The 24,956-nt window shown below is 63.0% G+C and carries 26 protein-coding genes; 14 read left to right on the top strand and 12 right to left on the bottom strand.

All coding sequences use genetic code 11. The features are described from left to right. Positions 1 to 114: 114 nt before the first annotated feature. The 3 genes from H2510_RS06010 to H2510_RS06000 are packed head-to-tail and all read right to left on the bottom strand — an operon-like array spanning position 115 to position 2,918. Positions 115 to 618, bottom strand: a complete 504-nt coding sequence (locus H2510_RS06010; RefSeq protein ID WP_186627418.1) for a DUF6301 family protein — start codon at positions 616 to 618, stop codon at positions 115 to 117. A 3-nt stretch (positions 619 to 621) separates the two neighbouring features. Then, on the bottom strand, positions 622 to 1,947 hold the full coding sequence (locus H2510_RS06005; RefSeq protein WP_186627417.1) for an MFS transporter: 1,326 nt from the start codon (positions 1,945 to 1,947) through the stop codon (positions 622 to 624). Positions 1,948 to 1,985: 38 nt separating this feature from the next. Next, the gene (locus H2510_RS06000; RefSeq protein ID WP_186627416.1) at positions 1,986 to 2,918 is read right to left on the bottom strand and encodes an NAD-dependent epimerase/dehydratase family protein; all 933 of its coding nucleotides are present in this window, start codon (positions 2,916 to 2,918) and stop codon (positions 1,986 to 1,988) included. Between the two features lie 117 nt (positions 2,919 to 3,035). Between H2510_RS06000 and H2510_RS05995 the strand changes: the two genes are divergently transcribed. After that, positions 3,036 to 3,722 carry a TetR/AcrR family transcriptional regulator gene (locus tag H2510_RS05995; RefSeq protein ID WP_186627415.1) on the top strand — a complete coding sequence of 229 codons (687 nt, stop codon included), beginning with the start codon at positions 3,036 to 3,038 and terminating at the stop codon, positions 3,720 to 3,722. A gap of 63 nt (positions 3,723 to 3,785) precedes the next feature. Then, on the top strand, positions 3,786 to 4,394 hold the full coding sequence (locus H2510_RS05990) for a YqgE/AlgH family protein (RefSeq protein WP_186627414.1): 609 nt from the start codon (positions 3,786 to 3,788) through the stop codon (positions 4,392 to 4,394). A gap of 89 nt (positions 4,395 to 4,483) precedes the next feature. Here H2510_RS05990 and H2510_RS05985 read toward each other — a convergent pair whose 3' ends face one another. The 3 genes from H2510_RS05985 to H2510_RS05975 all read right to left on the bottom strand — a co-directional run bounded on the left by H2510_RS05985 (position 4,484) and on the right by H2510_RS05975 (position 7,121). Further along, positions 4,484 to 5,425, bottom strand: a complete 942-nt coding sequence (locus tag H2510_RS05985) for a GGDEF domain-containing protein (protein ID WP_261392761.1) — start codon at positions 5,423 to 5,425, stop codon at positions 4,484 to 4,486. 300 nt (positions 5,426 to 5,725) lie between these two features. Next, the gene (locus tag H2510_RS05980) at positions 5,726 to 6,709 is read right to left on the bottom strand and encodes a DUF1648 domain-containing protein (protein WP_186627413.1); all 984 of its coding nucleotides are present in this window, start codon (positions 6,707 to 6,709) and stop codon (positions 5,726 to 5,728) included. A gap of 7 nt (positions 6,710 to 6,716) precedes the next feature. Next, complete coding sequence (locus H2510_RS05975) at positions 6,717 to 7,121, bottom strand: SdpI family protein (RefSeq protein WP_088944101.1); 405 nt, start codon at positions 7,119 to 7,121, stop codon at positions 6,717 to 6,719. Positions 7,122 to 7,190: 69 nt separating this feature from the next. Here H2510_RS05975 and leuS point away from each other — a divergent pair, with 69 nt between their 5' ends. The 3 genes from leuS to H2510_RS05960 all read left to right on the top strand — a co-directional run bounded on the left by leuS (position 7,191) and on the right by H2510_RS05960 (position 11,314). Beyond that, positions 7,191 to 10,025, top strand: coding sequence for a leucine--tRNA ligase (gene leuS / locus H2510_RS05970; protein ID WP_186627412.1), 2,835 nt, complete (start codon positions 7,191 to 7,193; stop codon positions 10,023 to 10,025). Positions 10,026 to 10,066: 41 nt separating this feature from the next. After that, entirely contained in the window at positions 10,067 to 10,735 is a 669-nt protein-coding gene (locus tag H2510_RS05965; RefSeq protein WP_186627411.1) for a hypothetical protein, read from the top strand. Positions 10,736 to 10,891: 156 nt separating this feature from the next. Further along, positions 10,892 to 11,314 carry a hypothetical protein gene (locus tag H2510_RS05960; RefSeq protein WP_186627410.1) on the top strand — a complete coding sequence of 141 codons (423 nt, stop codon included), beginning with the start codon at positions 10,892 to 10,894 and terminating at the stop codon, positions 11,312 to 11,314. A 365-nt stretch (positions 11,315 to 11,679) separates the two neighbouring features. Here the strand turns inward: H2510_RS05960 and H2510_RS05955 are convergent, their stop codons facing one another. Further along, positions 11,680 to 12,018 (bottom strand): cupin domain-containing protein, encoded by a 339-nt coding sequence (locus H2510_RS05955; RefSeq protein WP_136170605.1) that lies wholly within the window; start codon positions 12,016 to 12,018, stop codon positions 11,680 to 11,682. Between H2510_RS05955 and H2510_RS05950 the strand changes: the two genes are divergently transcribed. From H2510_RS05950 to H2510_RS05925, 6 genes are all read left to right on the top strand, one after another. Next, positions 12,017 to 12,862, top strand: a complete 846-nt coding sequence (locus H2510_RS05950; RefSeq protein ID WP_261392760.1) for an AraC family transcriptional regulator — start codon at positions 12,017 to 12,019, stop codon at positions 12,860 to 12,862. The two genes, H2510_RS05955 and H2510_RS05950, sit on opposite strands and share 2 nt — an antisense overlap. Positions 12,863 to 13,062: 200 nt before the next feature. Beyond that, complete coding sequence (locus H2510_RS05945) at positions 13,063 to 14,091, top strand: iron-siderophore ABC transporter substrate-binding protein (protein ID WP_186627409.1); 1,029 nt, start codon at positions 13,063 to 13,065, stop codon at positions 14,089 to 14,091. 8 nt (positions 14,092 to 14,099) lie between these two features. Next, complete coding sequence (locus tag H2510_RS05940; protein ID WP_222438406.1) at positions 14,100 to 15,122, top strand: iron ABC transporter permease; 1,023 nt, start codon at positions 14,100 to 14,102, stop codon at positions 15,120 to 15,122. Between the two features lie 26 nt (positions 15,123 to 15,148). Continuing rightward, complete coding sequence (locus H2510_RS05935; RefSeq protein ID WP_186627650.1) at positions 15,149 to 16,162, top strand: iron chelate uptake ABC transporter family permease subunit; 1,014 nt, start codon at positions 15,149 to 15,151, stop codon at positions 16,160 to 16,162. Next, positions 16,159 to 17,022: an ABC transporter ATP-binding protein gene (locus H2510_RS05930; protein WP_186627407.1), complete on the top strand. Its 864-nt coding sequence runs from the start codon at positions 16,159 to 16,161 to the stop codon at positions 17,020 to 17,022. The genes H2510_RS05935 and H2510_RS05930 overlap by 4 nt, the downstream gene beginning before the upstream one ends. A 109-nt stretch (positions 17,023 to 17,131) precedes the next feature. Beyond that, positions 17,132 to 18,706 carry an AMP-binding protein gene (locus H2510_RS05925; protein ID WP_186627406.1) on the top strand — a complete coding sequence of 525 codons (1,575 nt, stop codon included), beginning with the start codon at positions 17,132 to 17,134 and terminating at the stop codon, positions 18,704 to 18,706. Between the two features lie 32 nt (positions 18,707 to 18,738). Here the strand turns inward: H2510_RS05925 and H2510_RS05920 are convergent, their stop codons facing one another. Together H2510_RS05920 and H2510_RS05915 are read right to left on the bottom strand one after the other, a co-directional pair. After that, complete coding sequence (locus H2510_RS05920) at positions 18,739 to 19,707, bottom strand: patatin-like phospholipase family protein (protein WP_186627405.1); 969 nt, start codon at positions 19,705 to 19,707, stop codon at positions 18,739 to 18,741. A 56-nt stretch (positions 19,708 to 19,763) separates the two neighbouring features. Then, positions 19,764 to 20,495 (bottom strand): thioesterase domain-containing protein, encoded by a 732-nt coding sequence (locus H2510_RS05915; protein ID WP_186627404.1) that lies wholly within the window; start codon positions 20,493 to 20,495, stop codon positions 19,764 to 19,766. A gap of 346 nt (positions 20,496 to 20,841) precedes the next feature. Here H2510_RS05915 and H2510_RS05910 point away from each other — a divergent pair, with 346 nt between their 5' ends. Beyond that, entirely contained in the window at positions 20,842 to 21,495 is a 654-nt protein-coding gene (locus tag H2510_RS05910) for a Tat pathway signal protein (RefSeq protein ID WP_186627403.1), read from the top strand. A gap of 75 nt (positions 21,496 to 21,570) precedes the next feature. On the opposite strand, the gene H2510_RS05905 is transcribed toward H2510_RS05910, so the two are convergent. Together H2510_RS05905 and H2510_RS05900 are read right to left on the bottom strand one after the other, a co-directional pair. Beyond that, complete coding sequence (locus H2510_RS05905; RefSeq protein WP_186627402.1) at positions 21,571 to 22,257, bottom strand: SDR family oxidoreductase; 687 nt, start codon at positions 22,255 to 22,257, stop codon at positions 21,571 to 21,573. 26 nt (positions 22,258 to 22,283) lie between these two features. Continuing rightward, positions 22,284 to 22,808: a DinB family protein gene (locus H2510_RS05900; RefSeq protein WP_186627401.1), complete on the bottom strand. Its 525-nt coding sequence runs from the start codon at positions 22,806 to 22,808 to the stop codon at positions 22,284 to 22,286. A 111-nt stretch (positions 22,809 to 22,919) separates the two neighbouring features. On the opposite strand from H2510_RS05900, the gene H2510_RS05895 reads away from it, so the two are divergent. Next, on the top strand, positions 22,920 to 24,257 hold the full coding sequence (locus H2510_RS05895; RefSeq protein WP_186627400.1) for an amylo-alpha-1,6-glucosidase: 1,338 nt from the start codon (positions 22,920 to 22,922) through the stop codon (positions 24,255 to 24,257). On the opposite strand, the gene H2510_RS05890 is transcribed toward H2510_RS05895, so the two are convergent. Beyond that, positions 24,254 to 24,637: a VOC family protein gene (locus H2510_RS05890; RefSeq protein WP_186627399.1), complete on the bottom strand. Its 384-nt coding sequence runs from the start codon at positions 24,635 to 24,637 to the stop codon at positions 24,254 to 24,256. The genes H2510_RS05895 and H2510_RS05890 overlap by 4 nt on opposite strands. Positions 24,638 to 24,687: 50 nt before the next feature. Here H2510_RS05890 and H2510_RS20740 point away from each other — a divergent pair, with 50 nt between their 5' ends. After that, positions 24,688 to 24,933 carry a DUF6597 domain-containing transcriptional factor gene (locus H2510_RS20740; protein ID WP_261392759.1) on the top strand — a complete coding sequence of 82 codons (246 nt, stop codon included), beginning with the start codon at positions 24,688 to 24,690 and terminating at the stop codon, positions 24,931 to 24,933. Positions 24,934 to 24,956: the final 23 nt, after the last annotated feature.

The raw sequence follows: 24,956 nt of genomic DNA, 5'->3' as shown, positions 1-24,956 counted from the left end.
TCAGGCCAGCACGCGGGACTCACGAAAGATCGAGGCTAGTGCGAGCTGCGCAAGCTATCGATTTTCAGGAATGACAGCGAGTCGGACCGGCCGCAGCCTCAACCGACCTCACCTCTACTCATCTTCGGCGCTCTGCTCGTATTCGTCGCTCCATTGCTGGTGCGCAGGACTGACCAGATACACCCAGACCGATGAGACGCCGATCTCAGCCGTAACCACCAGGCCCGGAAGGTCCCAGCGCAGGCCGCGGGTCGGTTCGATCCACCAATCCGTGGGCCGCTGCCCGAGCAGTTCGAACATCCGCTGCACGAGTGCATCGAAAACTTCATCCAGCTCAGGCTCCAAGTCGCTCCGACCGAGAACCACATCACTGGCACAGAAGGCGAGCATATCGATCGCTCGCGACAAGTCGGTTGTCGATAAGTCCGCTATGCGCACCGACACATCGGGGCGATTGACTTCGAGATTGGTCACCGCTGCTGGCACCTGCTCATCGAGGCCGCTGAACTGCCAGCCGACCTGACCGCAGAACGGCGGCAGGTCATTGACGGTCCACATCCAGTCGAACTCAGCGGCCGCGCGCACCGCCTGGGCAGCGCGTTCGATATCTGCTCGCATCTTTTACAGCTCTTTCTCGTAGCGGTGAGCACGACGGTTGTTGAGGGCGACGGCGACCAGGCCGAGGAGGTAGACCACTACTCCGGCGTAGACGACGGCGTGCGCCGAAGTCTCTCCGGCCAGATCGGTGGATCCAGCACCTACCGCGAAGGCGGCAGCTGCGAGGGAGACGACGAAGGCGATGTTGAACACCGTGTCCTGCAGGGCGAAGACGCGTCCGCGATGGTCGTCGTCGATCTCGGTTTGCATCGATGCGTCACCGGTGAGCTTGACGGTTTGTCCGGCGACGCCGAGCAGGAAGGCGCCGAGGAGCAAGCTCGTCTGGGTCATGGTCGCAATGAACGTTGCCTGGACGACTGCGGCGAGGATCAACGCCCCGACAATGGAGCGCACTCGACCGAATCGCGGAAGGACGAACGGGGTCAGGATCGCTGCCAGGAGCATCCCGGCTGCTGTTGCGCCCACAGCGATTCCGAAGCCGGCAAGCCCGCCGGGGAGAGAACTCGAGCCTTTCTCGCGCAGGATCAGCACCATGATCAGGGTGTCGGCACCGAACACGATGCGGTGCGCGCCGATACCTGCCAGCGCCGCGGTGACCGTCGGAGATCGCCACACTGCGGCGGCACCGGATCCGAGGCCTGCGGCAATATCGGCGATTGCACGTAGTGCGGCGTGCTCGGTCGGTTCGGCAACCGTGGCGGGCCCGAGTGACTGTGGTGCGAACCGAGCTGCGGCAATCGTTCCGACGATGGATCCGACTGCCGCCGCGCCGACGGCCACGCCGGATCCGAAGTCTCCCGCTCCGAAGAAGCTGATGATCCCGACGGCAGTGCCTGCTCCAGCAGCGGCGAATCCTGATCCGATGGTCGCGAGCAGTGAATTCATCGGAACCAGCCACGAGGTGCGCACCACGTGGGGCAGGGATGCAGATACTCCGGCGAGTACGAATCTGCTCAATCCGACTGTGGTGAGCGCCAGCAACAGCAGCGGTGTCTCGCCACCACCCGTGCACAGGAGAAGCGAGGTGGTCGCGATGAGGATCAGGCGTAGGACGTTGGCCCACAGCAACACCGCGCGCCGATCCCATCGGTCGAGCATCGCGCCCGCGAAGGGACCGATGATCGAATACGGAACCAGCAGGACAGCGAATCCTGCGGCAATGGCTACTGGATTGGATTCGCGTTCCGGGTTGAACAGGATCGCTCCGCTGAGCGCGGCCTGGAACAGTCCGTCGCCGAACTGACCGGCAAAGCGAATCGCGGTGAGCTTGCCGACGCCTGGCGATGTGCGCAGCCGCATCCGCAATGTTTCTTCACTCACTTGCCGCATATTAGCCCCAGGGAAGGGTGTGGTTCAGCCGAGCGTCGTCAGGACACCGGGGCTACGTGGGTCGATGTCCACCACGCGAGAGTGCTCGCTGCCCCTTCTTCGAGTGGCGTGGGATGGAGGCCGAGGAGCGCTTCGCTTCGGGTGCTGTCGAGCAGGTAGGGATATTGGAATTGGTAGAGAGTGTCGCCGAGTTCGCGGATCTGCCCGGGGACGACGCCGAGAGTGCGGATCAGCCAGGCGGGCAGTGTGCTGACGCGAGGTGCTTTGACTCCGGCTGCGCGGGAAAGGAGTTCGATCATCTCTCGCTGAGAGACCGCGGGTGCGGTGGGTGCGTGAAGAAATGTGTTCCACAGTGTGGGGTTTGCTGCGGCGGCGATCATTGCGGCGGCGAAGTCCGGCACGAACGTGAAGGAATGCGGTGTGTCGGCATTCGCAAGAACTCGAATAGTTTTGTGCTTCAGGATGTTCGGCACAACACGTTCGCCCATGTGTGTGGTGCGCGCCCGTGGACCGTAGAAGTCGGAGGCCGCGACGCTGATCGTCGGTGTCGAGTGCTCGTCACGGGCGGCGAGTAGCTCGGTTCGGATGCCGAGCTTGCGGTAGGTTGCGTTGCGCGGCAGGTTCTCTCGCATCGGTCCGTCGACCTTGCCGTAGGAGTACAGGCTCTCCGGGAAGACGACGACAGTACCGGCGGCCGCGTCGAGAACGCGTCGTTCCATGGCGGGGAGTTGGGCGCGCCAGGCCTTGTCCGAGTAGGCGACGTGGGTGCAGTGATAGATGGCGGTGGCGCCGCGGAATGCGTCGTGAAGGTCTCCGGTTGTGATGTCGACTCGTCGTCGTTCGATCGACGGATGTTCGGGTCCGGATCCGGAACGAGTGAGAATGCGTACCGAATGTCCCAGTGCGGCAAGCTGTTGCGCGACGGTCCATCCGACGGGTCCGGCTCCGGTCACGACATGTAGTTGGTTCATGGTAACTCTTCCCCTCAAAGCGTGAGCACTGCTCTCTGTTCTTCGAGTGTGCGCCTGCTCGAACCGAAAAGCAAGAGCAGTGCTCTCTAAAACGCTCAGCGCTCTAGTATCAGGAGCATGACCACTCCCCGTGAACGAGCGCGCGCTCGGACGCTGGCCGACATCACGCGTATCGGCCGTGAACACCTCGCCGTCGATGGGGCTGCGGCACTATCGCTACGGGCAGTCGCGCGGGACCTGGGTGTCGTGTCCTCGGCGGTGTATCGCTACGTCAAGAGCCGCGATGAACTGCTCACCCTCCTCGTCGTCGACGCGTACACCGAGCTCGGTGACGAGGTGGACGAGGCCGTGGATGCACTGGACTCGCCTATCGAGAAATTTTTGACCCTCGGGTGGACCGTGCGCGCCTGGGGTCTGCGCGAGCCGGCCGGATATGCGTTGCTGTTCGGAAGTCCGGTGCCCGGATATCACGCGCCTGCAGAGCAAACGACCGGTCCCGGCACCCGGGTCATCGCCAAGCTCGTCGAAATTTTCGACGCGGCCTGGCGCGCCGGTAGGTTGGTCGAACGGCCGACCACGGTGTCGCTGTCTGGATTGCACCAAAATTTTGTCGAGGTTCGTAACGAAATGAGCACGAATATGTCCGACGAAGCGCTGGCCCGAGGAGTGTTGGTGTGGGCGTCGCTGTTCGGTGCCGTGAGTTTCGACGTCTTCGACCAGTACGGATCGTCGACTTTCGGCGCCCGCGACCAGCTGTTCGAGCATCAGCTTGCACTCTTGGTCGAGCTTGCCGGCCTGACGTAGCGCCCGAGAACGCGTGGCATGCCATGCGTTACAACGGGTGGTCGGCGGTGCCACAATGACTCCATGGCGTCGCATGCAGAAGAACCCGAAGACCAGATGGCATCGGTCGATCAGGCGGTGCGCCCGGGGAGCTTGTTGGTGTCTTCGATCGAACTTGTCGAGCCCACGTTTCGTCGAACCGTGGTGTACGTGATCGAACACAATGACGCGGGCAGCTTGGGGGTGGTCATCAACAGGCCGAGCGAGACTGCGGTGCAGGATGTTCTGCCGCAGTGGACGGATTTGGCAGCTCGCCCGAAGGCGCTGTACGTCGGTGGACCGGTCAAGCGTGATTCGGCCCTGTGTTTGGCCACGGTCCGAACCGGCGTCGCGATCGATGGTGTCCCCGGGATTCGACGCGTCGACGGGCGGGTAGTGATGGTCGATCTGGATTCCGATCCAGCAGAGATCGAATCGCTCGTCGAGGGCGTCCGAATCTTTGCGGGATATTCGGGTTGGACATTCGGCCAGTTGGCGGGCGAACTCGAGCGAGATGACTGGATTGTCGTCTCGGCCCTGGCATCCGACGTCATCGGAGCTCCGCGGCAGGATCTGTGGGCTCACGTCCTGCGCCGTCAGCCGATGCCGTTGGCGATGCTGGCCTCACACCCGATCGACGTCACGCGGAACTGAGTTCGATTCGTCGCGCTCGGATCGCTGCGATGAACGAAATCAATAGTGGCGCAATAAGATTCTGGATGAGTTGGCGTCGACCCGTGCTGTCAGAGCTTGGTTGTCGAACTTCGATTGCCCCCGTCCAGTTTGGCCCGGTACATCATCGAGTCCGCGATCCGGCCGGCCTTGTTGATGACGGAGGGGCCGTCGACCCACATGCTCGAGGGTGAGGCGAGGACGCACGCGCCGACGCTGACAGTGATGGGGATGTTGTCGCTGGAATTGTACAAAGTCTCCACCACCTCCTCGATGCGTTCGTCCACAACCGCGTCCGGTGCGGCGAAGACGGCGACGAACTCTTCGCCACCGGTTCGCGCTACGACGCCGTCTTCCTGGAACAGCAGCGACAGACGGTCGGCGACGCGGACGATCACCGTGTCACCGCTGTCATGTCCGTAGTAGTCGTTGACGACTTTGAATCGATCGATATCGATCACAAGGACTGTCAGGCTGAAGTTGTGCTCGCGACCGCGATGCCACAGTGCTTCGGCTGCATCGTCGAATCCGCGACGGTTCAGGAGGTTGGTCAAGGGGTCGAGCAGTGAGCGTCGAGCATCACGGCTGATGGCAGTCCATGCGATGTGCGCGAGGAGCGGCACCACGGCAGTGGCTGCAAAAATCACCAACGAAGTAGCCAGGACGGTAGGGGCGTCCTCGTCGCCGGCGAGAAGATTGAGCACTGTCATGGCAGCGATGAATCCGCAGCACAGTGCCAGATGTGCCAGCATCCATTTCTGGCTGACGAAGAAGGTGCACAGGCCACCGGTCAACGCGAAGAGACTGCTTCCGACGAGCGCACCGAACGGTGAGTACAGCACCAATACCGAGGCGGTTCCGACGTCGCCGAAGATGGCGAACGCGACGAAGTCTCGCTTGACGGGCGGTGGACCGAAGAACCAGCGCAGAGCGACGGCAACCTGGGCGAGCAGCATGATCGAGATCCACGCTTGCGCGCCGAATCCGTGCGGACCACGCGAACTGAACAGCATCGATACCGATGCGATCGCGTAGAGGATGGTAGCGGCACCGAAGACGTACTGCAGCGGCCGGTGGAGGCCACGGGTGGATTTGTGAGTGACCGTCCATTCGTAATCGAATGGTTGGGTGTACCAGTCGATCAGCGTGGCCCTGGCACTGTGTGGGCTCGGTCGGCGGTGACTGTTCGGTCGACTCGTCTCCGTCTGCCGACCGCTGAACGGCGGTGTTGTGTCGTTCGTTCCGGCCTCCCGTCCCTAACCCAACCAGTTCGAGATTAGCCGACAAAACCGGCTTTCAGTCTGCTTCGGTAATCAGCGCCGCGAGGCGAGGGTGTTGAGAACGCCCACGATCTCTTCGGCACGGTCGCTCGTGATGGTCAGCCGCTGGCCGTTGGCGAAGGTGATGAATGCGGCGGGCCCCTTCTCGACTGCGACGGCGTAGTTGCCTCGACCCTTGACGCGTAGACCCCATCCACCGAAGTCACCGAACGGATCGACTTCGCGAACCGACGCGCCGGTCACTTCGTCGATCGAGTAGTCGAAGGCGGCCATGCCAAGACTCCGCACGCCGATCCCTGACTCGCCGACGACCAACTGGTACCGCATCAGAGACAACGGAAGTATCGAGACGGGCACGAATATCGCAATCGGCCACCAGGAGTTCGATACCCAGCAGGTGAATGCGGCGGCTGCGGCGAGAATGACGAACAGGACGATCACGGCGACCGGACCTGCACCGAGGCGTTGGACGATCGGACCGTCGAATTCGGCTCTGGGAAGGCTGGCCGGCGGCGGTGACGACGCAGGCGTGCGTTCACGGTAATCGCGTAGGAGCGAGGCTCCCAGAATTCCCACCGCGAACCCGACGAGGGTGCCCAGGCCCAACGCCCAACTGGGCACCTCGGCATCCTCGACCGTGCTGACGTCGAGCTGCCCGGACAGAATGGCCAGCTGCAGAACCGTGATGAGTCCGACGACAGTCGAGCCGATCATCAGCATCGTGCGTCGCATGATCAGGAGCGCGTTGGCCAGTGCTGCGACGGCGCTACATCCCCCGCCGACCAGCACGATGACGATCGCGAGGGTCCAGGCGCTGGTGGTGGGGCTGGTGAAGGCGTCGGGCTCGGTGCCGCTCCAATGCGTCGCGATCTGCTGTGGGAGCCGTGACTTCCATAGGTACGCCGCTACGACGCCTAGTCCGGCGGCAAGTATCGGGACCAGTACGCCGAAGACGACGCCGGCGGGATCGAAGGTCCGTACTTTGTCGGTTCGGGCGTCCTGCGTTCGCAATGTCATCTCGCGATCAGCTCGGCTGGCACGCGTCTTTCAGGGTGCACGAAATGCACGAGTGCCCGCAGCCGTCCTCGGCGACCGGGACGGGCGCAGCGGCAGCGGCACGCGCTCCGATGGAACCACCGATACCTGCGGTGACGAAGGCTGCAAGAACGCACGCGACGACGGCGACGACGGAGAATGCGCCACTGAGCATCAGGCCGGCAGCGCCACCGATGAGCAGGAGCAGCGCTGCTGCGGCGTTGGTCGGGCCGGCGACACGGTTGGCCATGACGAACGTCTCGTCGTCGCGCATCGACTCGGGGGTGCGCACTCCGGCCCAGCGATTGCGCGGCAACCGGCCAAGAAGACTGGCGGTGGCGACTGCGCCGACCACGAGAGCGAGCACGAACATCACTACGGACACGATGAGCACAGAGGCCACGATACGGCTCCACGAGGCCGAAGTACCAGTCGGCCCAGCTCACGCCTTAGGCTGGTGGGTGTGACCGATCCAGTTGATACGCCCTCCGAGACCGCACCCGAGTACCGCTACACCGCGGATGTGGCGGGGCGTATCGAGGAGCAGTGGCAAGACCTGTGGGATGAGCAGGGGATCTTCGACGCCCCGAACCCGGTCGGCGCACTCGCCGGTGACGTACCGAAAGACAAGCTGTTCGTCCAGGACATGTTCCCGTACCCATCGGGCAGTGGTCTGCATGTCGGTCACCCGCTCGGCTACATCGCCACGGACGTGTTCGCGCGGTTCCATCGGATGCACGGACGCAACGTTCTGCACGCCCTCGGGTACGACGCCTTCGGGTTGCCTGCCGAGCAGTACGCGGTGCAGACCGGCACGCATCCGCGGTCGACCACCGAAGCCAACATCGCGAACATGCGACGCCAACTTCGGCGGCTGGGCCTCGGCCACGACCGTCGCCGCTCGCTCGCGACGACCGACGTCGACTTCTACCACTGGACGCAGTGGATCTTCCTGCAGATTTTCAACGCCTGGTACGACGTCGATCAGGCCAAGGCGCGTCCGATTTCCGAGCTCGAAGCGTCGTTCGCCGACGGTTCACGCTCGTTGGACGACGGTCGAGACTGGTCCTCGCTGTCGGCGACCGAACGGGCAAGCGTTCTCGATTCGTACCGTCTGGTCTACGAGTCCAACTCGATGGTCAACTGGTGCCCCGGTCTCGGTACGGTGCTGGCCAACGAAGAGGTCACCGCCGACGGCCGAAGTGACCGCGGTAACTTCCCTGTCTTCCGTAAGAACTTGCGTCAGTGGATGATGCGCATCACCGCGTACTCGGATCGACTGATCGACGACCTCGAGTACCTGGATTGGCCCGAGAAGGTCAAGACGATGCAGCGCAACTGGATCGGACGTTCACGTGGCGCCCAGGTGGCATTCGGCACACCGGTCGGTGACGTCGAGGTGTTCACAACGCGTCCGGACACGCTCTTCGGTGCCAGTTACGTGGTGCTCGCGCCCGAACACGAGTTGGTGGACGGTTTGACCGCCGCGCAGTGGCCCGCCGACATCCCGGCCTCGTGGACCGGCGGCGCCGGTACCCCGGCCGAGGCAGTCGCGTCGTACCGTGCCGCCATCGCCGCGAAGTCCGACCTGGAGCGTCAGGAGAACAAGCAGAAGACCGGTGTGTTCACCGGTTCCTACGCGGTCAATCCCGTAGACGGTCAGCAGGTTCCGATGTTCATCGCCGACTATGTGCTCACCGGTTACGGTACCGGCGCGATCATGGCCGTTCCCGGTCACGATCAGCGGGACTGGGATTTCGCCACCGCGTTCGGCCTGCCGATTCGTGAGGTCATTTCGGGTGGGGACGTCACCGAAGCTGCCTACACCGGCGAGGGTCCGCTGGTGAACTCCGAGTACCTCGACGGCCTTCCCGTCGACGAGGCCAAGGCCACCGTGATCGCCCGGCTGGAAGAAGAAGGCAAGGGCCGCGGCACTATTCAGTACAAGCTGCGTGATTGGCTCTTCGCCCGCCAGCGCTACTGGGGCGAGCCGTTCCCGATCGTCTACGACTCGAGCGGCAATGCGCACGCTCTACCGGAATCTGCTCTGCCGGTAGAGCTTCCGGAGGTCGAGGACTACGCTCCCGTCTCGTTCGATCCGAACGACGCCGACTCCGAGCCGTCGCCGCCGCTGGCGAAGGCCACCGACTGGGTCGAGGTCGAACTCGATCTGGGTGACGGCCTGCAGACCTACAGCCGCGACACCAACGTCATGCCGCAGTGGGCAGGAAGCTCCTGGTACCAGCTCCGCTACATCGATCCGACGAACTCCGAGACCTTCGCCGACCCCGAGAACGAAAAGTACTGGGTAGGACCGCGTCCCGAGATTCACGGACCCAACGATCCAGGCGGGGTGGATCTCTACGTCGGTGGCGTCGAGCATGCGGTGCTGCATCTGCTGTACTCGCGCTTCTGGCACAAGGTCCTCTTCGACCTCGGCCATGTCAGTTCGAGCGAGCCGTATCGCCGCCTGTTCAACCAGGGCTACATCCAGGCATACGCATTCACCGACGCGCGTGGGGTCTACGTACCCGCAGAAGAGGTGGAAGAGCGCGACGGCGGCTGGTTCTACCAGGGCGAACCCGTCAACCGTGAGTACGGGAAGATGGGTAAGAGCCTGAAAAACTCCGTCTCCCCCGACGACATTTTCGCCGAATACGGCGCCGACACCCTGCGTGTCTACGAGATGTCGATGGGCCCGCTGGATACATCACGGCCGTGGGCGACGAAGGACGTCGTCGGTGCGCAGCGATTCCTGCAGCGTGTCTGGCGACTGGTCCTCGACGAGGAAACCGGGGCTGTCCGCGTCACCGACGAGAAGCCGAGCGAGGACACCCTGCGCGTCCTCAACCGGGTGATCGAGGGTGTAGAGGCCGATTACATTGCGCTGCGCGACAATACGGCCGGGGCGAAGCTCATCGAGCTGACCAATCACCTGACCAAGGCATATCCGGCCGGTGCACCACGCGGAGTGGTCGAGCCGTTGGTGCTGATGCTCGCCCCGATGGCACCGCACTTGTCCGAGGAGCTGTGGAAGCAGCTCGGGCACGATCGCTCTCTCGCGCATGGTCCGTTCCCTCGGGTGGAGAAGAAGTGGCTCGTCGCCGACACCGTCGACTATCCGATCCAGGTCAATGGCAAGGTGCGTAGCCGCATCAGCGTGCCCGCCGATTCCACCAACTCCGACGTCGAGAAGACCGCCCTCGCGGACGAGAAGATTCTCGCGATCCTCGAGGGCAAAGCTCCGACCAAGGTCATCGTCATCCCGGGCCGGATGGTCAATATCGTCCTGAAGTAGCCGAGGGGTACACGGCTTCGGTACACGGAAAGGCGGGCCGGATGAGTTCGATCGAGGCGGGCAGCACCTTGTCCACGGTGATGCTGGGGGTAGTGGTCAGCGGCGTTCTGCAAGTGTGGACCGACAACGGTGCGCAATTGTGGACCGTCGAGGATCCGGACGGGTTGTCCGTGCTGTTGGGTCGAGGCCTCGTCGCCCGTACGCCGATGCCCGATGATCGGTTTCGTGAAGCTGCTCTGTTCGACGAAAACAGCCGCACCCTGCTTGTTCAAGAGAGATATTCGTCGCAGACGGGTGCTGCGGCCTATTCGTTTCGCTTGTTGGATCCCGTTCCACCGCAGACTAATCCGTGGGAGTCCTTGCAAAAGTTTCTTGCAGAGGTGTCGTTGTCTGCGGCCCAGCGAGGGGAGTTTTGGGTCCTCGAGACCGGTGGTTGGGATTCGCCGCAGCATCCCTATTGCTTCGGTGCCGTGATGGCGTCCGAAGATTCGGCAATTTCGATGGTCGAGACGTCACCAGTCCCCCGTGGCACCGGCGTGTGGCCGGACGACGTCCCGAAGGGGCAATCGGGAACCTCGGTGTCGGGACCCGCGACCGAGGACTCCGTAAGAACGGCGTCCATCTTTGCCACCGCAGCGGCAGCCCAGTGGGACATGCAGCCGTGGGATTTGGCAATCACCTTCGGACAGTTGCCGAGTGCGACAGCCTGACCGGTGTGCTTTCGTACTCGGAGCTCTAAGCTGGTAGTTCGTTACTCGCGATCGAAGTCGTGAACTTGTCGTTCGGGCCGGCGAACATGCGCACCCCCGTGCGCTGCGACCGAGGTATCGTCCTGTTCGGTTATCAGATACTGCTCGGGGGGTTTCATGAGTCTTGCACGCGACATCCAACTGGTTCTACCGGTGTTCTGGCTGGGTATGGTGATCGCGATTTCGTTCGTCGAAGCACCGATCAAGTTCAGGGCACCAGGGGTGACTCTGGCGATCGGTCTCGGAATCGGCCGGAAAGTGTTCGCTGCGCTCAATGTCATCGAGGTCGTACTCGCCGTCGTCCTGTCGGTGGCGTGGCTCTACGCGGACACCGACGGCTGGTTGCTGCTCGTGCTCGTCTCAGCAGTTCTCGTCGTCCAGGTCGTCGTGGTTCGTCCACCGCTGACCAAGAGGTCGAATCGGGTTCTCGCAGGCGAGGATGTGCCGCGCTCGAAGACTCACTTGATCTACATCGCCCTCGAGGTAGCCAAAGTTCTTCTGCTCATTGCACTGACAGTCGATCTTGTGGGGCAGATCTAATTTCCTGCACGGCGGCCCCACCGTCATCGGCGTCGGGAATACATGGCACCGACGCCGATGACGTGATTTCGGGTGTGCGGTCGGAATTTACTTATTCACCTAAAAATGAATAGAAATTCGACGAGACCGGCTTTATCCGCTGATTCAGCGCTTACGCTTGGTCAGCAATTCCGTTGATTCTCTGCTCTTTTCACGCTTCTCGGCGCGACGTTCTTTGATACTCTGCGCGGGTTTTCGAAGATTTCGTCCCGTTTTCTCAGCCATTGACGCTCCCTTTTCGAAGTGGCAATCACGATCTGACACCGACCATACCCACAAAATAAAATAAAGCCAGTCGCGAGAGTATTTCCGATTGACAAAACCAATTACGGCGCAGGTATTTTCGCCACAGTCAGCAGTATCGTCGAGGTTTCGATCGCCTCGAGCGCATGACTCGAGTCGGGGACGATGATCAAATCCCCGGTCGATCCTTCCCAGGCGTCCTCGCCTGCGGTGAGGCGGACCCGGCCATTGAGGACGTGGACCGTCGCCTCTCCTGGATTATTGTGCTCGGCGAGTGTCTGACCGGCGACGAGCGCGATCACCGTTTGCCGGAGGACGTGCTCGTGGCCCCCGAACACGGTGTGAGCGGCGCGCCCACTCGAGGCTCGTTCCGCGCTTGCGACCTGTTCGCGGGCCAATGCCGTCAAGGACATCTTCTTCATGTCTTTCTCCTTCGTCGAGTGGTATCTCCCGGGTGAGGTTATCGCCGACCGTGGCATCCTCGTGTGCGTGACGACGATGGACACACGCACGCTCCCGATCTATGCGGCCGGTGAGATCGCGATGCCGTATGTCATCGACGGCTGGGACGAGGTAATCACAACCGACACCTGGTTCGAGGAGCATTCGCATCCCACCCACGAGTTGCTCTGGAACGAGTGGGGCGCATCCACCGCCACGATCGGCTCCCGGATCTGGACCATCACCACGACGGTGGGCCTGTGGATTCCGGCGGGGCTGCTGCATTCGGGGTGGTTCCCATCCGGAACTCGGATGCGCACGGCACAATTTCGAGTGCAGGATGCACCGGCGATCGCACCAGATCCCGTCGGCGTCGATATCACCCCGATGCTGCGGCTGCTGCTCGATCGCCTCAACACCGAGCCACTGTCGGATTCCTCGCGTGTCACGACGGAGGCGATGGTGCTCGATGTTCTCGCTCCCACAGCCCGGGAACTGCTCATCCGCATACCGCAGTCCGAGCTGCTGGCACCTATCGTGAGCACTGTTCGAGATCGGCCCGACGATTCGACGACGCTCGAGCAGTGGGCGCTTCGACTGAACGTGAGCACTCGAACCATCACCCGCGTTTTTCACGCCGAGACGGGCTCGAGCTTCAGGGAGTGGGTCGCGGGTGTTCGGACGCAACATGCGATGTCCATGTTGGCTCGAGGCGATGCGATCGAGGAGATAGCCGCCGCGGTGGGCTTCCGGTCCGTGAGCGCGTTCGGTGCGTCGTTTCGGAGAGTCAGCGGTATGAGCCCTGGACAGTTTCGAGCCCAGTAGTCCGGCTACGGCGTGTCCGTTCGGCGACAACGGCTGTCCATTTGGCGTGATTGCGTACTTACTGAGGGTGCACTACCTTAGGTGAGGTAACCCTTGCTTCGTTGGAGTCGCTGCGTCGGCATCGATGTCCGCTGGGTTTCCAAACCTGCACTGCCGCAGGACTATGCGCGACGCCCTGCGTCAGAACCCCGAAGGAACTCATGTCCAACGTCTCCCGCTTTTTCGTTCTGTCCGCGGCCGCCGCGCTCACGGTCGGTCTGGCCTCTTGCTCATCCAGCAGCTCGGACGAAGGCGCGCCGACGACCAGCGCGGACTGGACGCCCGTCACCATCGAGCATGCTCTCGGCACGACGAAGATCGAGAACAAGCCCGAGCGCGTCGCCACCGTCAACTGGGCCAACCAAGAGGTGCCGCTGGCGCTCGGGATCGTGCCGGTCGGCATGGCCGCGGCGAACTTCGGTGACGACGACGGCGACGGCATCCTCCCCTGGGTCAGCAAGAAGCTCGACGAACTCGGCGGCGACGCACCCGTCCTCTTCGACGAGACCGACGGTGTCGACTTCGAAGCAGTTGCCGACACTGAGCCCGACGTCATCCTGGCAGCGTATTCCGGTCTGACGCAGGAGGTTTACGATCAGCTCAGCGATATCGCACCGGTCGTCGCGTACCCGGAAACCGCGTGGGGTACGCCGTGGCGCGACATGATCTCGGTCAGCAGTAAGGCGCTCGGCATGGCAGAGGAAGGCCAACAGCTGATCGCCGACCTCGACGCACAGATCGACGACGCTGTGGCACAGCATCCGGCGATCGCCGGCAAGTCGGCAATGTTCCTCACCCACGTCGATACGACGAATTTGAGCGAGGTCAGCTTCTACACCACGCACGACACACGCGCGAAGTTCTTCGAGGACCTGGGGATGGTCACCCCGCCGAGCGTCGCTGCGGCGTCGGCGTCGACCGACAAATTCAGCCTGAAGCAGAGCGCCGAGCAGGCCGATGCGTTCAGCGACGTCGAGATCATCATCACCTACGGCGGCGACGAGCTGGTCAGTGCGCTCGGGGCCGATCCACTGCTCTCGCAGATGCCCGCAGTGAAGAACGACGCGATCGTCGCACTTCCCAGTGACGGCCCGATCGGCACCGCATCGAACCCGACTCCTTTGTCGATCTCCTGGGTTCTGGAGGACTACCTGGATCTTCTGGATCGAGCAGCTGACTCCGCGAAGTGACGCAGACCCTGACGGCGGAAACAGCATCCGTTCGAAAGCCGGCAGTGCTGAGGTCGACCGGACTGATCGTGCTCACCGCAGTGCTCGTGGCGTTGGTTCTCGCCTCGATCACGATCGGTTCACGTGAGGTCGGGTTCGACGACATCATCGCGGCCCTGGGTGGATCCAAGGAAGGGTTCGACCAGGCCGCGGTGGCCACTCGACTTCCGCGCACGGTGCTGGCCCTCCTGGCCGGTGCAGCGTTGGGTGTCTCCGGTGCGGTCATGCAGGGCGTGACGCGTAATCCGTTGGCGGACCCCGGAATTCTGGGTGTGAACATGGGCGCTTCCCTGGCAGTTGTCAGTGGCATAACGTTTTTCGGTCTCGCTGCGGCAACGAGTTTCGTCTGGGTGGCCATCCTCGGAGCTGCCGTGACCGCGACATTCGTCTACGCCATCGGGTCCCTCGGTCGCGGTGGTGCGACGCCGTTGAAGTTGGCGTTGGCCGGTGCCGTCACCTCGGCTGCGCTCATCTCCTTCGTCAGTGCAATCGCATTGCCGCGCAGTGACCTGGCAGGCGGTATCCGGTCGTGGCAGATCGGTGGTGTCGGCGGTGCGGTCTTCGACAGAATCTGGATGATCCTGCCGTTCCTACTCCTCGGGTTCGCGATCTCCCTCGCTTCGGCTCGTGGTCTCAACTCGCTGGCACTGGGCGACGAGCTCGCTGCCGGTCTTGGTGAACGCGTCGCACTCACCCGTGCGGCCGCGGCGGCCGGTGCGGTCATTTTGTGCGGGGCAGTCACCGCTGTCACGGGCCCGATCGGCTTTGTCGGCCTCGTGGTTCCGCACGTATGCCGCCTGATCGTCGGCGTCGACCATCGGTGGTTGTTGCCGTATTCGGCTCTCGGTGGGGCGGTACTTCTGACTGCTGGGGACATCCTCGGACGCATCGTCGCCCGGCCGGCAGAGATCGACGTCGGCATCATCACCGCCCTCGTCGGAGCTCCGTTTTTCATCTACATCGTTCGACGCCAGAAGGTATCCGCATTGTGAGCGTCGTAGATCGGTCCACCGTCGAGATGGTGGCCCGCGGCCGCAGCAGCCGCTCGAAACGTCGACGAACGACGATTGCAGTGTTGGCACTGTTCATCGTCCTGGGTTTCGCGGTCACCCTGATGGTGGGTCGGACTTTCTACCCACCGGCCGAGGTGGTCCGCGTTCTTCTCGGTCAGGACGTGGCCGGGGCAAGCTATACCGTCGGCCGCCTTCGTCTTCCCCGCGCGGTCCTCGCGATCACCGCCGGGTTCTGCTTCGGCATCGCCGGCGTGACCTTTCAGACGATGCTGCGCAATCCACTCGCCAGCCCCGACATCATCGGAATCAGCGCCGGGTCCAGTGCCGCAGCCGCATTCGCGATCGTCACTCTCGGACTCGGTTCGACGCAGGTATCGATTTTCGCCATCGTCAGCGGGTTGGCGGTGGCGCTGATGGTCTACGTGCTCTCGTTCAAGGACGGGATCGTCGGAACCCGCTTGATTCTCATCGGTATCGGCATTGCCGCGATGCTCGACAGTGTCACCGCCTACATCCTCTCCCGCGCAGGTCAATGGGATCTGCAGGAGGCGACGCGGTGGTTGACGGGCAGTCTCAACGGAACAAGCTGGTCTTCCGTAGTACCCGTTCTCGTGGCCATGGCCATTCTGACGCCAGTGCTGCTGATGCAGAGCCGGAACCTTGCCGTCACACAGCTCGGTGACGATATGGCTCCTGCTCTCGGCGTACGGGTCAGTCGAACACGGCTGATCGTCATAGTGGCGGCCGTCGGGCTCATAGCTTTCGCGACGGCGGCGACGGGACCGATTGCGTTCGTGGCCTTCCTGTCCGGTCCCATAGCCGCACGCATCGCCGGAGCAGCCGGGTCCTTGCTGGTTCCCGCTGGGCTCGTCGGTGCGCTGCTTGTTCTCGTGGCAGATTTTTTCGGTCAGTACGGATTGGGCACCCGCTATCCGGTGGGGATCGTCACCGGTGTCCTCGGTGCGCCGTACCTCATCTACCTCATCATCCGTAGCAACCGCGTCGGAGGCACAGTGTGACCACCACCCATTCACTCGAGATCGAGCATCTGACCCTCGGCTACGGGGACCGAACCGTGATCGGCGACCTCGATCTGTCGGTGTCTCCGGGGAAGATCACCTCGATCGTCGGGGCGAACGCCTGCGGCAAATCGACTCTGCTGCGGTCGATGTCGCGTCTGCTGAAACCGCAGCAAGGGCATGTCCTGCTCGACGGCCGCGACGTGCATCGATTGCCGGCGAAGGCATTGGCTCGCGTCCTCGGTCTGCTCCCACAGTCACCGATCGCTCCCGAGGGCATCACCGTCAGCGATCTCGTCGGCCGTGGACGCCATCCACATCAGGGAATGTTCGCGCGGTGGTCCCATGACGACGACGTCGCAGTCGCCGACGCGCTCGATCTCACCCAGACCGCAGCGTTGGCCGACCGCGCCGTCGACGAGCTGTCCGGTGGTCAGCGCCAACGAGTGTGGATCGCCATGGCCCTCGCCCAACATACCGATCTGCTGCTGCTCGACGAACCGACGACGTTCCTCGACGTCAGCCACCAGGTGGAAGTACTCGATCTGCTCACCGACCTCAACCGCGGACGCGGCACGACGATCGTGATGGTGCTGCACGATCTGAATCTCGCCGCCCGTTACTCGGACCACCTGATTGCATTGGCGGACGGACACATTCATGCCTCGGGCAGTCCCAGTGAAGTGTTGACAGAGGACTGCGTGCGTACTGTCTTCGGGTTGGACAACCGCATCATCGTCGACCCGACATCCGGAAAGCCGCTCATGCTTCCCCTGGGTCGGCACCATGTCGAGTCGTCCACCCAGCCTGTCCGCGGTACCGCTGCTATTTGCTCGACCCGAGCCTCGAGCCAGGTGTGACTTCGCTTACCCTCGAAGTCGTCACCGGACCGTGGGTACCTGCCCGTCTCACCGTTCGGGTTTTGGTATCCGTTTCGGAACCGGGCAGGCCGAGCAGAAGGAAGACCAGATGCCAGACGAGTTTGCTGACCTCCACCGGCCGATTTACGCTCCGGACCTGCTCATCACCGCTCTCGAACGGAACCACGACAGGCCGGCGTTGTACATCGGCGACGTTGTTCTCACGGGCGGACAGATGCGTGATCAGATCAGCTGCTTCGCCCAAGCACTCGCGTCGCTCGGAATCACCCGGGGCACCAGCACGGCGATGCTGTCCAAGAACCGTCCCGAGGTGCTCGTCAGCATGGGCGCAACCATGATCACCGGTTGCCGCGCCAGCGCCCTCAATCCTATGGGTTCACTCGACGACCACAAGTACATCGTCGACGACGCCGAGATCGAGACCCTCATCTTCGACCCCGACTCTTTCGAGGACCGCGCCGCAGAGTTGAAGGCGTCGTCGCCGTCGTTGACCACGATCCTGTCGATGGGGCCCTCCGATGTGGGTATCGACATTCTGGCTCTCGCGGCCACATTCGAGCCTGCAGCTCTCACAGCCGCGCACGTCGATGCCGAGGACGCCAGCAGCATGGTGTACACCGGTGGCACCACAGGAAAGCCCAAAGGTGTTGTCGGATCGTTCCGTTCGGGCGCGGCGCTCAATCAGATCCAGATGTCGGAATGGCAATGGCCCGAGGAGAACCGTTTCCTCATCTGCACGCCGCTATCCCATGCCGGTGCCGCGTTCTTCATTCCGACGCTGCTGCGCGGTGGCGCGCTGATCGTCCTGCCCGCCTTCGAACCCGGAGCAGTTCTCGCGGCGATCGAAAAGCACAAGATCACCGCAACCATGTTGGTGCCCACCATGATCTACATGCTCATGGACCATCCGGACCTCGAGAAACGGGACGTCTCCAGTCTGCAGACGCTTTTCTACGGGGCATCCGCGATGTCGCCGGCACGTTTGCAGGAAGGCATCAAGAAGTTCGGTCAGATCTTCTTCCAGTTCTACGGTCAGACCGAGTGCGGCATGACCATCTCGGTGCTCCGAAAGGAAGAGCACCTCGCCGACGACCCCGCCCGACTTGCCACGTGTGGCCGTCCGGTGCCGTGGCTCGACGTCCGACTGCTCGACGACGACCTGAACGAAGTACCGCAGGGCGAACTGGGCGAGATCTGCGTCCGAGGTCCGTTGGTCATGAAGGGGTACTGGAAGAAACCTGCCGAGACCGCAGAAGCCGTCCGCGGCGGCTGGCTGCACACCGGCGACATCGCGCGCAAAGACGTCGACGGCTTTCTGTCCATCGTCGATCGCAAGAAAGACATGATCGTGACCGGCGGCTTCAACGTATTTCCGCGCGAGATCGAGGACGTGATCTCCGCGCACCCGTCCGTCGCCTCCGTGGCGGTTGTGGGTGTACCGGACGACAAGTGGGGTGAAGCCGTCAAGGCGTGCGTGGTTCTGCGCGGCGGGCTGACTGTAGCGACGGAAGAGTTGGTCGAGCGGGTGAAAGCAACCAAGGGGTCGGTGCACGCGCCCAAGAGCATTGATTTCGTGGACAGCCTGCCGCTGACACCGCTCGGTAAACTCGACAAGAAGGCGCTGCGCGCGCGGTACTGGGAGACCAGCGACCGCGCTGTGTAGGAGTGAATTTTCCCGTCATGTAGTCCCGGATTTCAGACTGGCGGTGTACGACAGGCGGTGAGGTAGTCGGCGAAGTCCCAGGTGCTCAGGAACTGCTGTGCAGCGCGGACACCGTTGCTGTAGAGGGTGAGTCTTTGCGCGTCGGTGATGTCGAAATCGACGGCGCTGATCGACTCGGTGGGTACGAACACCGTGCGCCGCACCGTGCAGGGTGAATCGACGTAGGCGGCGTCCTGGTTGGTGAACAAGGTGTCGATCGCGGCTATGCCAAGGGCCAGGGGCCCGCGCACGTGATGGGTCGCCGGGGGTGTCCCCGGTCGTGCGGTGAGCCGTACACCGAATGTCGGCCATCGAGGCTCTACGGTGTCGGTCCGGTCGAACAATCCGACGGGGAAGTCGGAGAGCAGTCCGCCGTCGACCCAGGTCGCGCCCGAAACTTGGACGGGTCGGAACAGGAACGGGATCGCCGCCGATGCTCGCACCGCCTTTGCGACTGGGAACGTATCGGGGTCGATACCGTACTGCGGTAGGTCCCACGGGATCCGGACAAGACGTTTCCGGGAGAGGTCGCTGGCGGTCACTACCAGCGAATATGCGTAGCTCAGCGGTTCCTCGCCGGTGCGTAGATCGCCGAAAGTGTGGACTCCGAACTCGGCGAGAGTATCGGTGAGGAGGTCTTCGAGATAGGCCCCCTGGTAAAGACCGTTCGAGGTGAGCAACGAAAGGACCCCGCCGATCAGCGGCACACGCCCGAGCAGTGACGGGTCGGTCAGTTTGCGGTAGTCGACGCGCTGCGCAATCTCCGGCAATCGTGTCAAGGGCTCCTTGGCGTGCTGCAGCGCAGCCACCAAGGCCGCGACGACGGCGCCGGCGCTGGACCCGGCGACGCGCGGAAAACCATAGCCTGACTCGGCGAGCGCATGGACAGCTCCGACGAGGCCGATGCCTTTGACCCCGCCGCCCTCACAGACCAGATCTGCCTGATGGACCGCTGCCGTCACCACACCAACGGTACGCGCGAAGAACAGTGGTCAACGGTAGTTTTGCACCATCGAAATCAGGAACCGGTACGCATCCTGGAGACGAACTTGTTCACCAACGACCCGACGATGCCGAAGGCCGAAGCGTCGGGGACCAGGTACTTCACGACCGTCCCACTGACGAAGGTGTGCCATGCCGGTCCGGCGTCGGATCCGTCCGAGGACACGACCATAGCGTCGCCGACGTAGACCCCGGGGAAGTGTCGGTGCGCCAGGGCCCCATTGTGGGTAGCGACGGCGAGGAGTTCCTCGGCGTGGCTTCGATCGATGTCGTCGCTCATGCCTGCCAACAATTGGTGCGCAAGCTCAGTGGGGGTGCCGACGGTGCGGGACTGCAGCGGATCGCTGTTGAGCAGGGTCAAGCTGTCCACTGCGACGCCGCGTCCCTGCATGTCGACAGCAACGGCGTGGGCGAGAAGGCCACCGAAGGAGAGTCCGAGAAGGTGGATCGGTCCCACACTGTCGGCGGCGAGAATCTCATCTGCGTAATACGCCGCGAGTGCCGTCAGGGACTTCGAATCTTCCCCGGGCGTGGGTGCCTGGACACCGTAGATGGGGTGCTCCGCGTTCACGTGTCCAGCCAATGAGGTGTAGCAGGAGGCGAGTCCGTCGATCGGATGGATGCAGAAGACGGGTGCGCGAGTGCCGGTGGTGCGGATCGGCAGGATGGTCGGCCTCGAATACGCGGTGGGCGACCGGTCGACGGCATCGGTGACGAAGGGGTGCGAGAGATCGTTGACGACGGTCATACTGAGCCTCCGGGATCAAAGTCTTCGGTCATTCGGAGCGAGTGCGAACAACCTGTGAAGTTCGTATGCGCCGATCGACGAGTATGTCGCCGCCGGAGGCGCAGGTGTTACCTGCATCTCATCGATTATTCCATGATCGCGGTGCAGAAAGACCGGATCCGTAGATCTTTCCGGGCGAAATCCCTGCTCAGGCTGCTCGGGCCTGTAGGCGCTACTTTATTGAATTACATAGTGGTAATTCATGATTCATGGACCGGATCTGGTTCATGGGTAAGAGATGCGGCGGCCCGCCCGATTCGTTACCGTCACCGCGGAAGGTAAACACACCATGCACAAGGGGGAATTTATGCGTACAAGTCGAAAGCTGGGTTCTGCGATTGCGATTGCAGCAGCCAGTGCTCTTGTTTTTGTAGGTAGTGCGACTGCGGAACCCGTAGCCGCGCCGGTGAATCCGGTGACGGCAGCAGAGCAGCTGCTGGCGGTTGCAGAAGGAAATCCAGACGCCCAGGCGGCGCTCGAGCGGGTGTTGGCGGATCCGAATGCGGCCGTTCCGCGCACCGATGTCGCCGAAGGCCCACGGGTCCCGGCCCAGATCTTCCCCATCCCGGCCTATTCGGATACGGGCGCGGGCAACCCGGTCACGGGCCAAGTTCACGGTTCCGGTATCGCGACCAACCTGAACAGTGAGTTCCGTTTCGGATTCTTCGGTGGCCCAGGAGAAATCGCACCGAATCAAGGCGCGGCGAAGTTGAACGTCCTGTGGGTCAACGCCGCGACGGGCAAGAGCGGCACCAATGTCCTCGATGTCCGCGATATCGCCGGTCCGACAGTTATTTCCACCAAGCCCATCCCGGAGGCAAAGGGTGGATTGGTAGTTGCCGGTATCTACGGCAGTATCCTGCACCGCTGGTGGGATCCGGCCGCACTCGAAGGTAAGGGTGACTGGCACTACCAGACGTCGAACATCTGGTTCCCGTCGTTGGGTGCGGTTCTGGCCTGACGATCTCGGTGAGATCGAGGTCGAGTACGGCGATGAGCTGGATGCCATGCTCGACTTCGATCTCCACCGGACTGTCTACCGCGACCGGAGCACGATTTCGGTCGGATGCGTGTCAGCGGGGGTGTCGATCGCATTCCGAACGGCCAGCGCGACGGACCCGGCCTGCAGAAACTTCGATCCGTCGTACTCCCCGCCCTCGTGCTCGACTATGTCGCGCTGCATATCGGTGTCGATTCTCCCGGGATGCACCGACGTCACACGCAGCGTAGGTTCTTCCTGGCGCAACGCATCGGCGAAGGCCCGCAACGCGAATTTCGACGCCGCATACCCGCCCCACCCAGGGTTGGCCCGGATGCCGGCACCCGAATTGATCAGCACTACATGTCCGCCCGCACGCCGCAGCGCCGGCAGCAAGAGCTGGGTCAGTGCTACCACCGACAGGACGTTGCTCTCGTACTGGCGACGCCAATCCTCGATCGACGACTCCTCGATAGTGCCGAGTGCCGCGACCCCGGCGTTGTGGACCAGAACGTCGAGCGACTCCATCGGCTGCACTGCGGCGGCGACGGCGTCGTGATCGGTGAGATCCACCGGCCAGGGCGTGCCGGTCCCGAGTTCGTTCGCGATCGAAGCGAGTGACTCGGTGGATCGTCCGCCGAGGTACACGTGGTGATCGGGTGCGAGTGTCCGCGCAATCGCGGCGCCGAGGCCTCGACTCGCACCCGTCACCAAAGCTGTACGAGTCAATGCTGTTGCAGTCATGAGTCCAAACTAGTCATTGCGCTGACCTAGTCGAACGTCATGCCTGCTTCGGCCCCCATGGACATCGTCGTGTTCCCGCCGTCGAGAGATTCTCTGATGATGTCGGCGTGGCCGGCGTGCTGGGCAACTTCGCGCAGGATGTGCAGCAGGGTGTAGCGCGCTGATTGCCACGCGCGCTCGGGAGCCCAGGGCGCGGTCGGTAGCGGTACCTGGGCGTCGAGATCGAGATCGGTGATGGCACCTTCGGTCGCGGCGGCGACGAGGGCGTACTCCTCGACGAGGTCGGCGACGCTCTGGCCCGGACTCATCACGTATTCGGTCCCCATCCGCGACATGTCGAACTCGGCGGTTTCATCCATAGCAGCGAGGATTCCCATCCAGGAGCGCTCGTTGTTCATGACGTGATTGAGCAGTCCGCCGAGGGTGAGGTCGCTGACGGTTGTTCGTTGCCTGGCCTGCTCATCGGTGATTCCCCGAACCGTGTACAGAAAGTTCTTGCGCTGGTCGGCGAGCATTCTTGCAATATCGGCCTTCTCATCGGTGAGTGTCATGAAAGTTCCCTTCGTTGCTGGTAGAGGCAACGGTACGAGCCAATGCGGACATATCCGGTCCTCGATCGACTCCGATGCGCGCGAAAGAAGAAACAGACGCAAACTAGAACCATGGGCGACCGTGGATTCACTTCGACACAACTGGCCGCTCGAGCTGCCTATCTTCTGCGCGGCAACGACTTGGGCACCATGACCAGCGCCGCACCGCGGCTGTATCCGCACATGTGGAGCTGGGACGCGGCGTTCGTGGCGGTCGGGCTCGCACCGCTCAGCGTCGAACGAGCCGTGGTGGAGCTCGATACTCTGCTGTCCGCGCAGTGGAAGAACGGCATGATCCCGCACATCGTCTTCGCCAACGGCGTCGACGGTTACTTCCCTGGACCTGCGCGGTGGGAGACACGGGAGCTGGCCGTGCACGCGCCCGTCGGGCCGCAGACATCGGGGATCACGCAGCCGCCGGTGCACGCCATTGCGGTGCAGCGCATCCTCGATCACTCCAGGCGACACGGCCGGACCACCCGGGCCGTCGCCGAGGAGTTCCTGGATCGTCGGTGGGAGAACCTCGTCCGATGGCATCGGTGGCTCGCCACGGCGCGCGACATCCAGGGCAGCGGTCGCATCACGCTGTTCCACGGCTGGGAGTCGGGCATGGACAACTCCCCGCGCTGGGATGGCTCGTATGCCAATGTCGTCGCCGGGGAGATGCCCGCCTACATCCGCGAGGACCACGCGGTGATCACCGATCTGTCGATGCGTCCGAGCAACAGTGAATACGACCGCTACATCTGGTTGGTCGAAGAGATGAAACAAGTGGGTTACGACGACGCGGCTCTGGCGGAGAAGATGAGCTTCGCCGTGGAGGACGTTTTCGTCAGCGCCATCTTCTCGATGGCATGCGATGTGCTCGCGACCATCGGTGAGGAACACTCCAAACCGCACTCCGACGTCCGAGACCTGCGCGAGTGGGCCGAGAAGTTTCGCAAGGGCGTAGTTGCGACGACCGATCCCCGTTCCGGGGCGGCCCGAGACTACGACGTCCGGGCGGGCCGCTGGATCTCCACCGACACGATCGCGATGTTCGCTCCCCTACTGTGCGGAGGGTTGCCCCGCGAGCAGGAACGCACTCTGCTGCGCATGTTCGAAGGAACCCGATTCTGCGGACATCCGGATCTGCTGTTCGCTGTTCCGCCGTCGACCTCACCGGTCTCGAAAGACTTTCGCGCACGGGAGTATTGGCGTGGGCCGGTGTGGCCGGTCATGACCTGGCTGTTCTCGTGGGCATTCTCGAGGCGCGGATGGGCCGAGCGGTCGTTGACGCTGCGCGAGGAAGGCCTGCGGCAGGCCAGTGACGGGAGTTTCGCCGAGTACTACGAGCCGTTCACCGGTGAACCGCTCGGCAGCATGCAGCAGTCGTGGACGGCGGCAGCGGTACTGGACTGGCTCGGTTAGCTACTTCCCCAGTTCTCGGCCTTCGTCAGACAGAACGGATGACCGGCCGGGTCCAGCAGTACCCGCCAGGTCTCGCCCGGTTGATCCTCGGGGAGGCTCGCGCCGAGGTCGACGGCTTTCTTCGCAGCATCGTCGAGGTCCGTCACGGCGAGATCGAAGTGATACTGCTTGCTGCCGTGCGCATTGGGCCACGCCGGCGCAACGTAGTCTTCGACGCGGCCGAACCCGAGCGCACTGCTCGGGCCGTCGAGCATCGCGTAGTCCCTCTCGGAATGGACGACGCTCCAGCCGAGTAGTTCCGACCAGAACTTCGCGCTGGTCGGCGGGTCGGGGCAGTCCAGGGTGACCATCTTCAGCGTCGCGATAGGTGTCTTCGTCATCTGCTCTCTCCTGCCAACGGTGTGTCGGTCCAGACTCCTAGACTCGGCTTGTGGTGGATAGGAAAAACGCGACAGCAACACATGCGGGCGTGCTGCGACCCGAAGAGTTGGCGCAGCACGTCGACCTGATGCGTTTGCCCTGCGCACCGTCACTGGATCCGTGGGTCGAGAACTACTGGCTCCTGCGGTGGGAGTTGCCGGCCGGTACGACCCACAGCAGCTCGACGCTGCCGCACCCGGCCTGCACGTTGAGTATCGAGCACGGTCATCGACGCTCAGGCGCATTTCACTCGTGAGTTCACTGACCTGATCGGGGTAC

It is taken from the genome of Rhodococcus sp. BP22 (assembly GCF_014281965.1).
Classification (GTDB): Bacteria; Actinomycetota; Actinomycetes; order Mycobacteriales; family Mycobacteriaceae; genus Rhodococcoides.
Note: the sequence above shows the minus strand (reverse complement) of the source record. Positions and strands in the feature narration are given on the sequence as shown.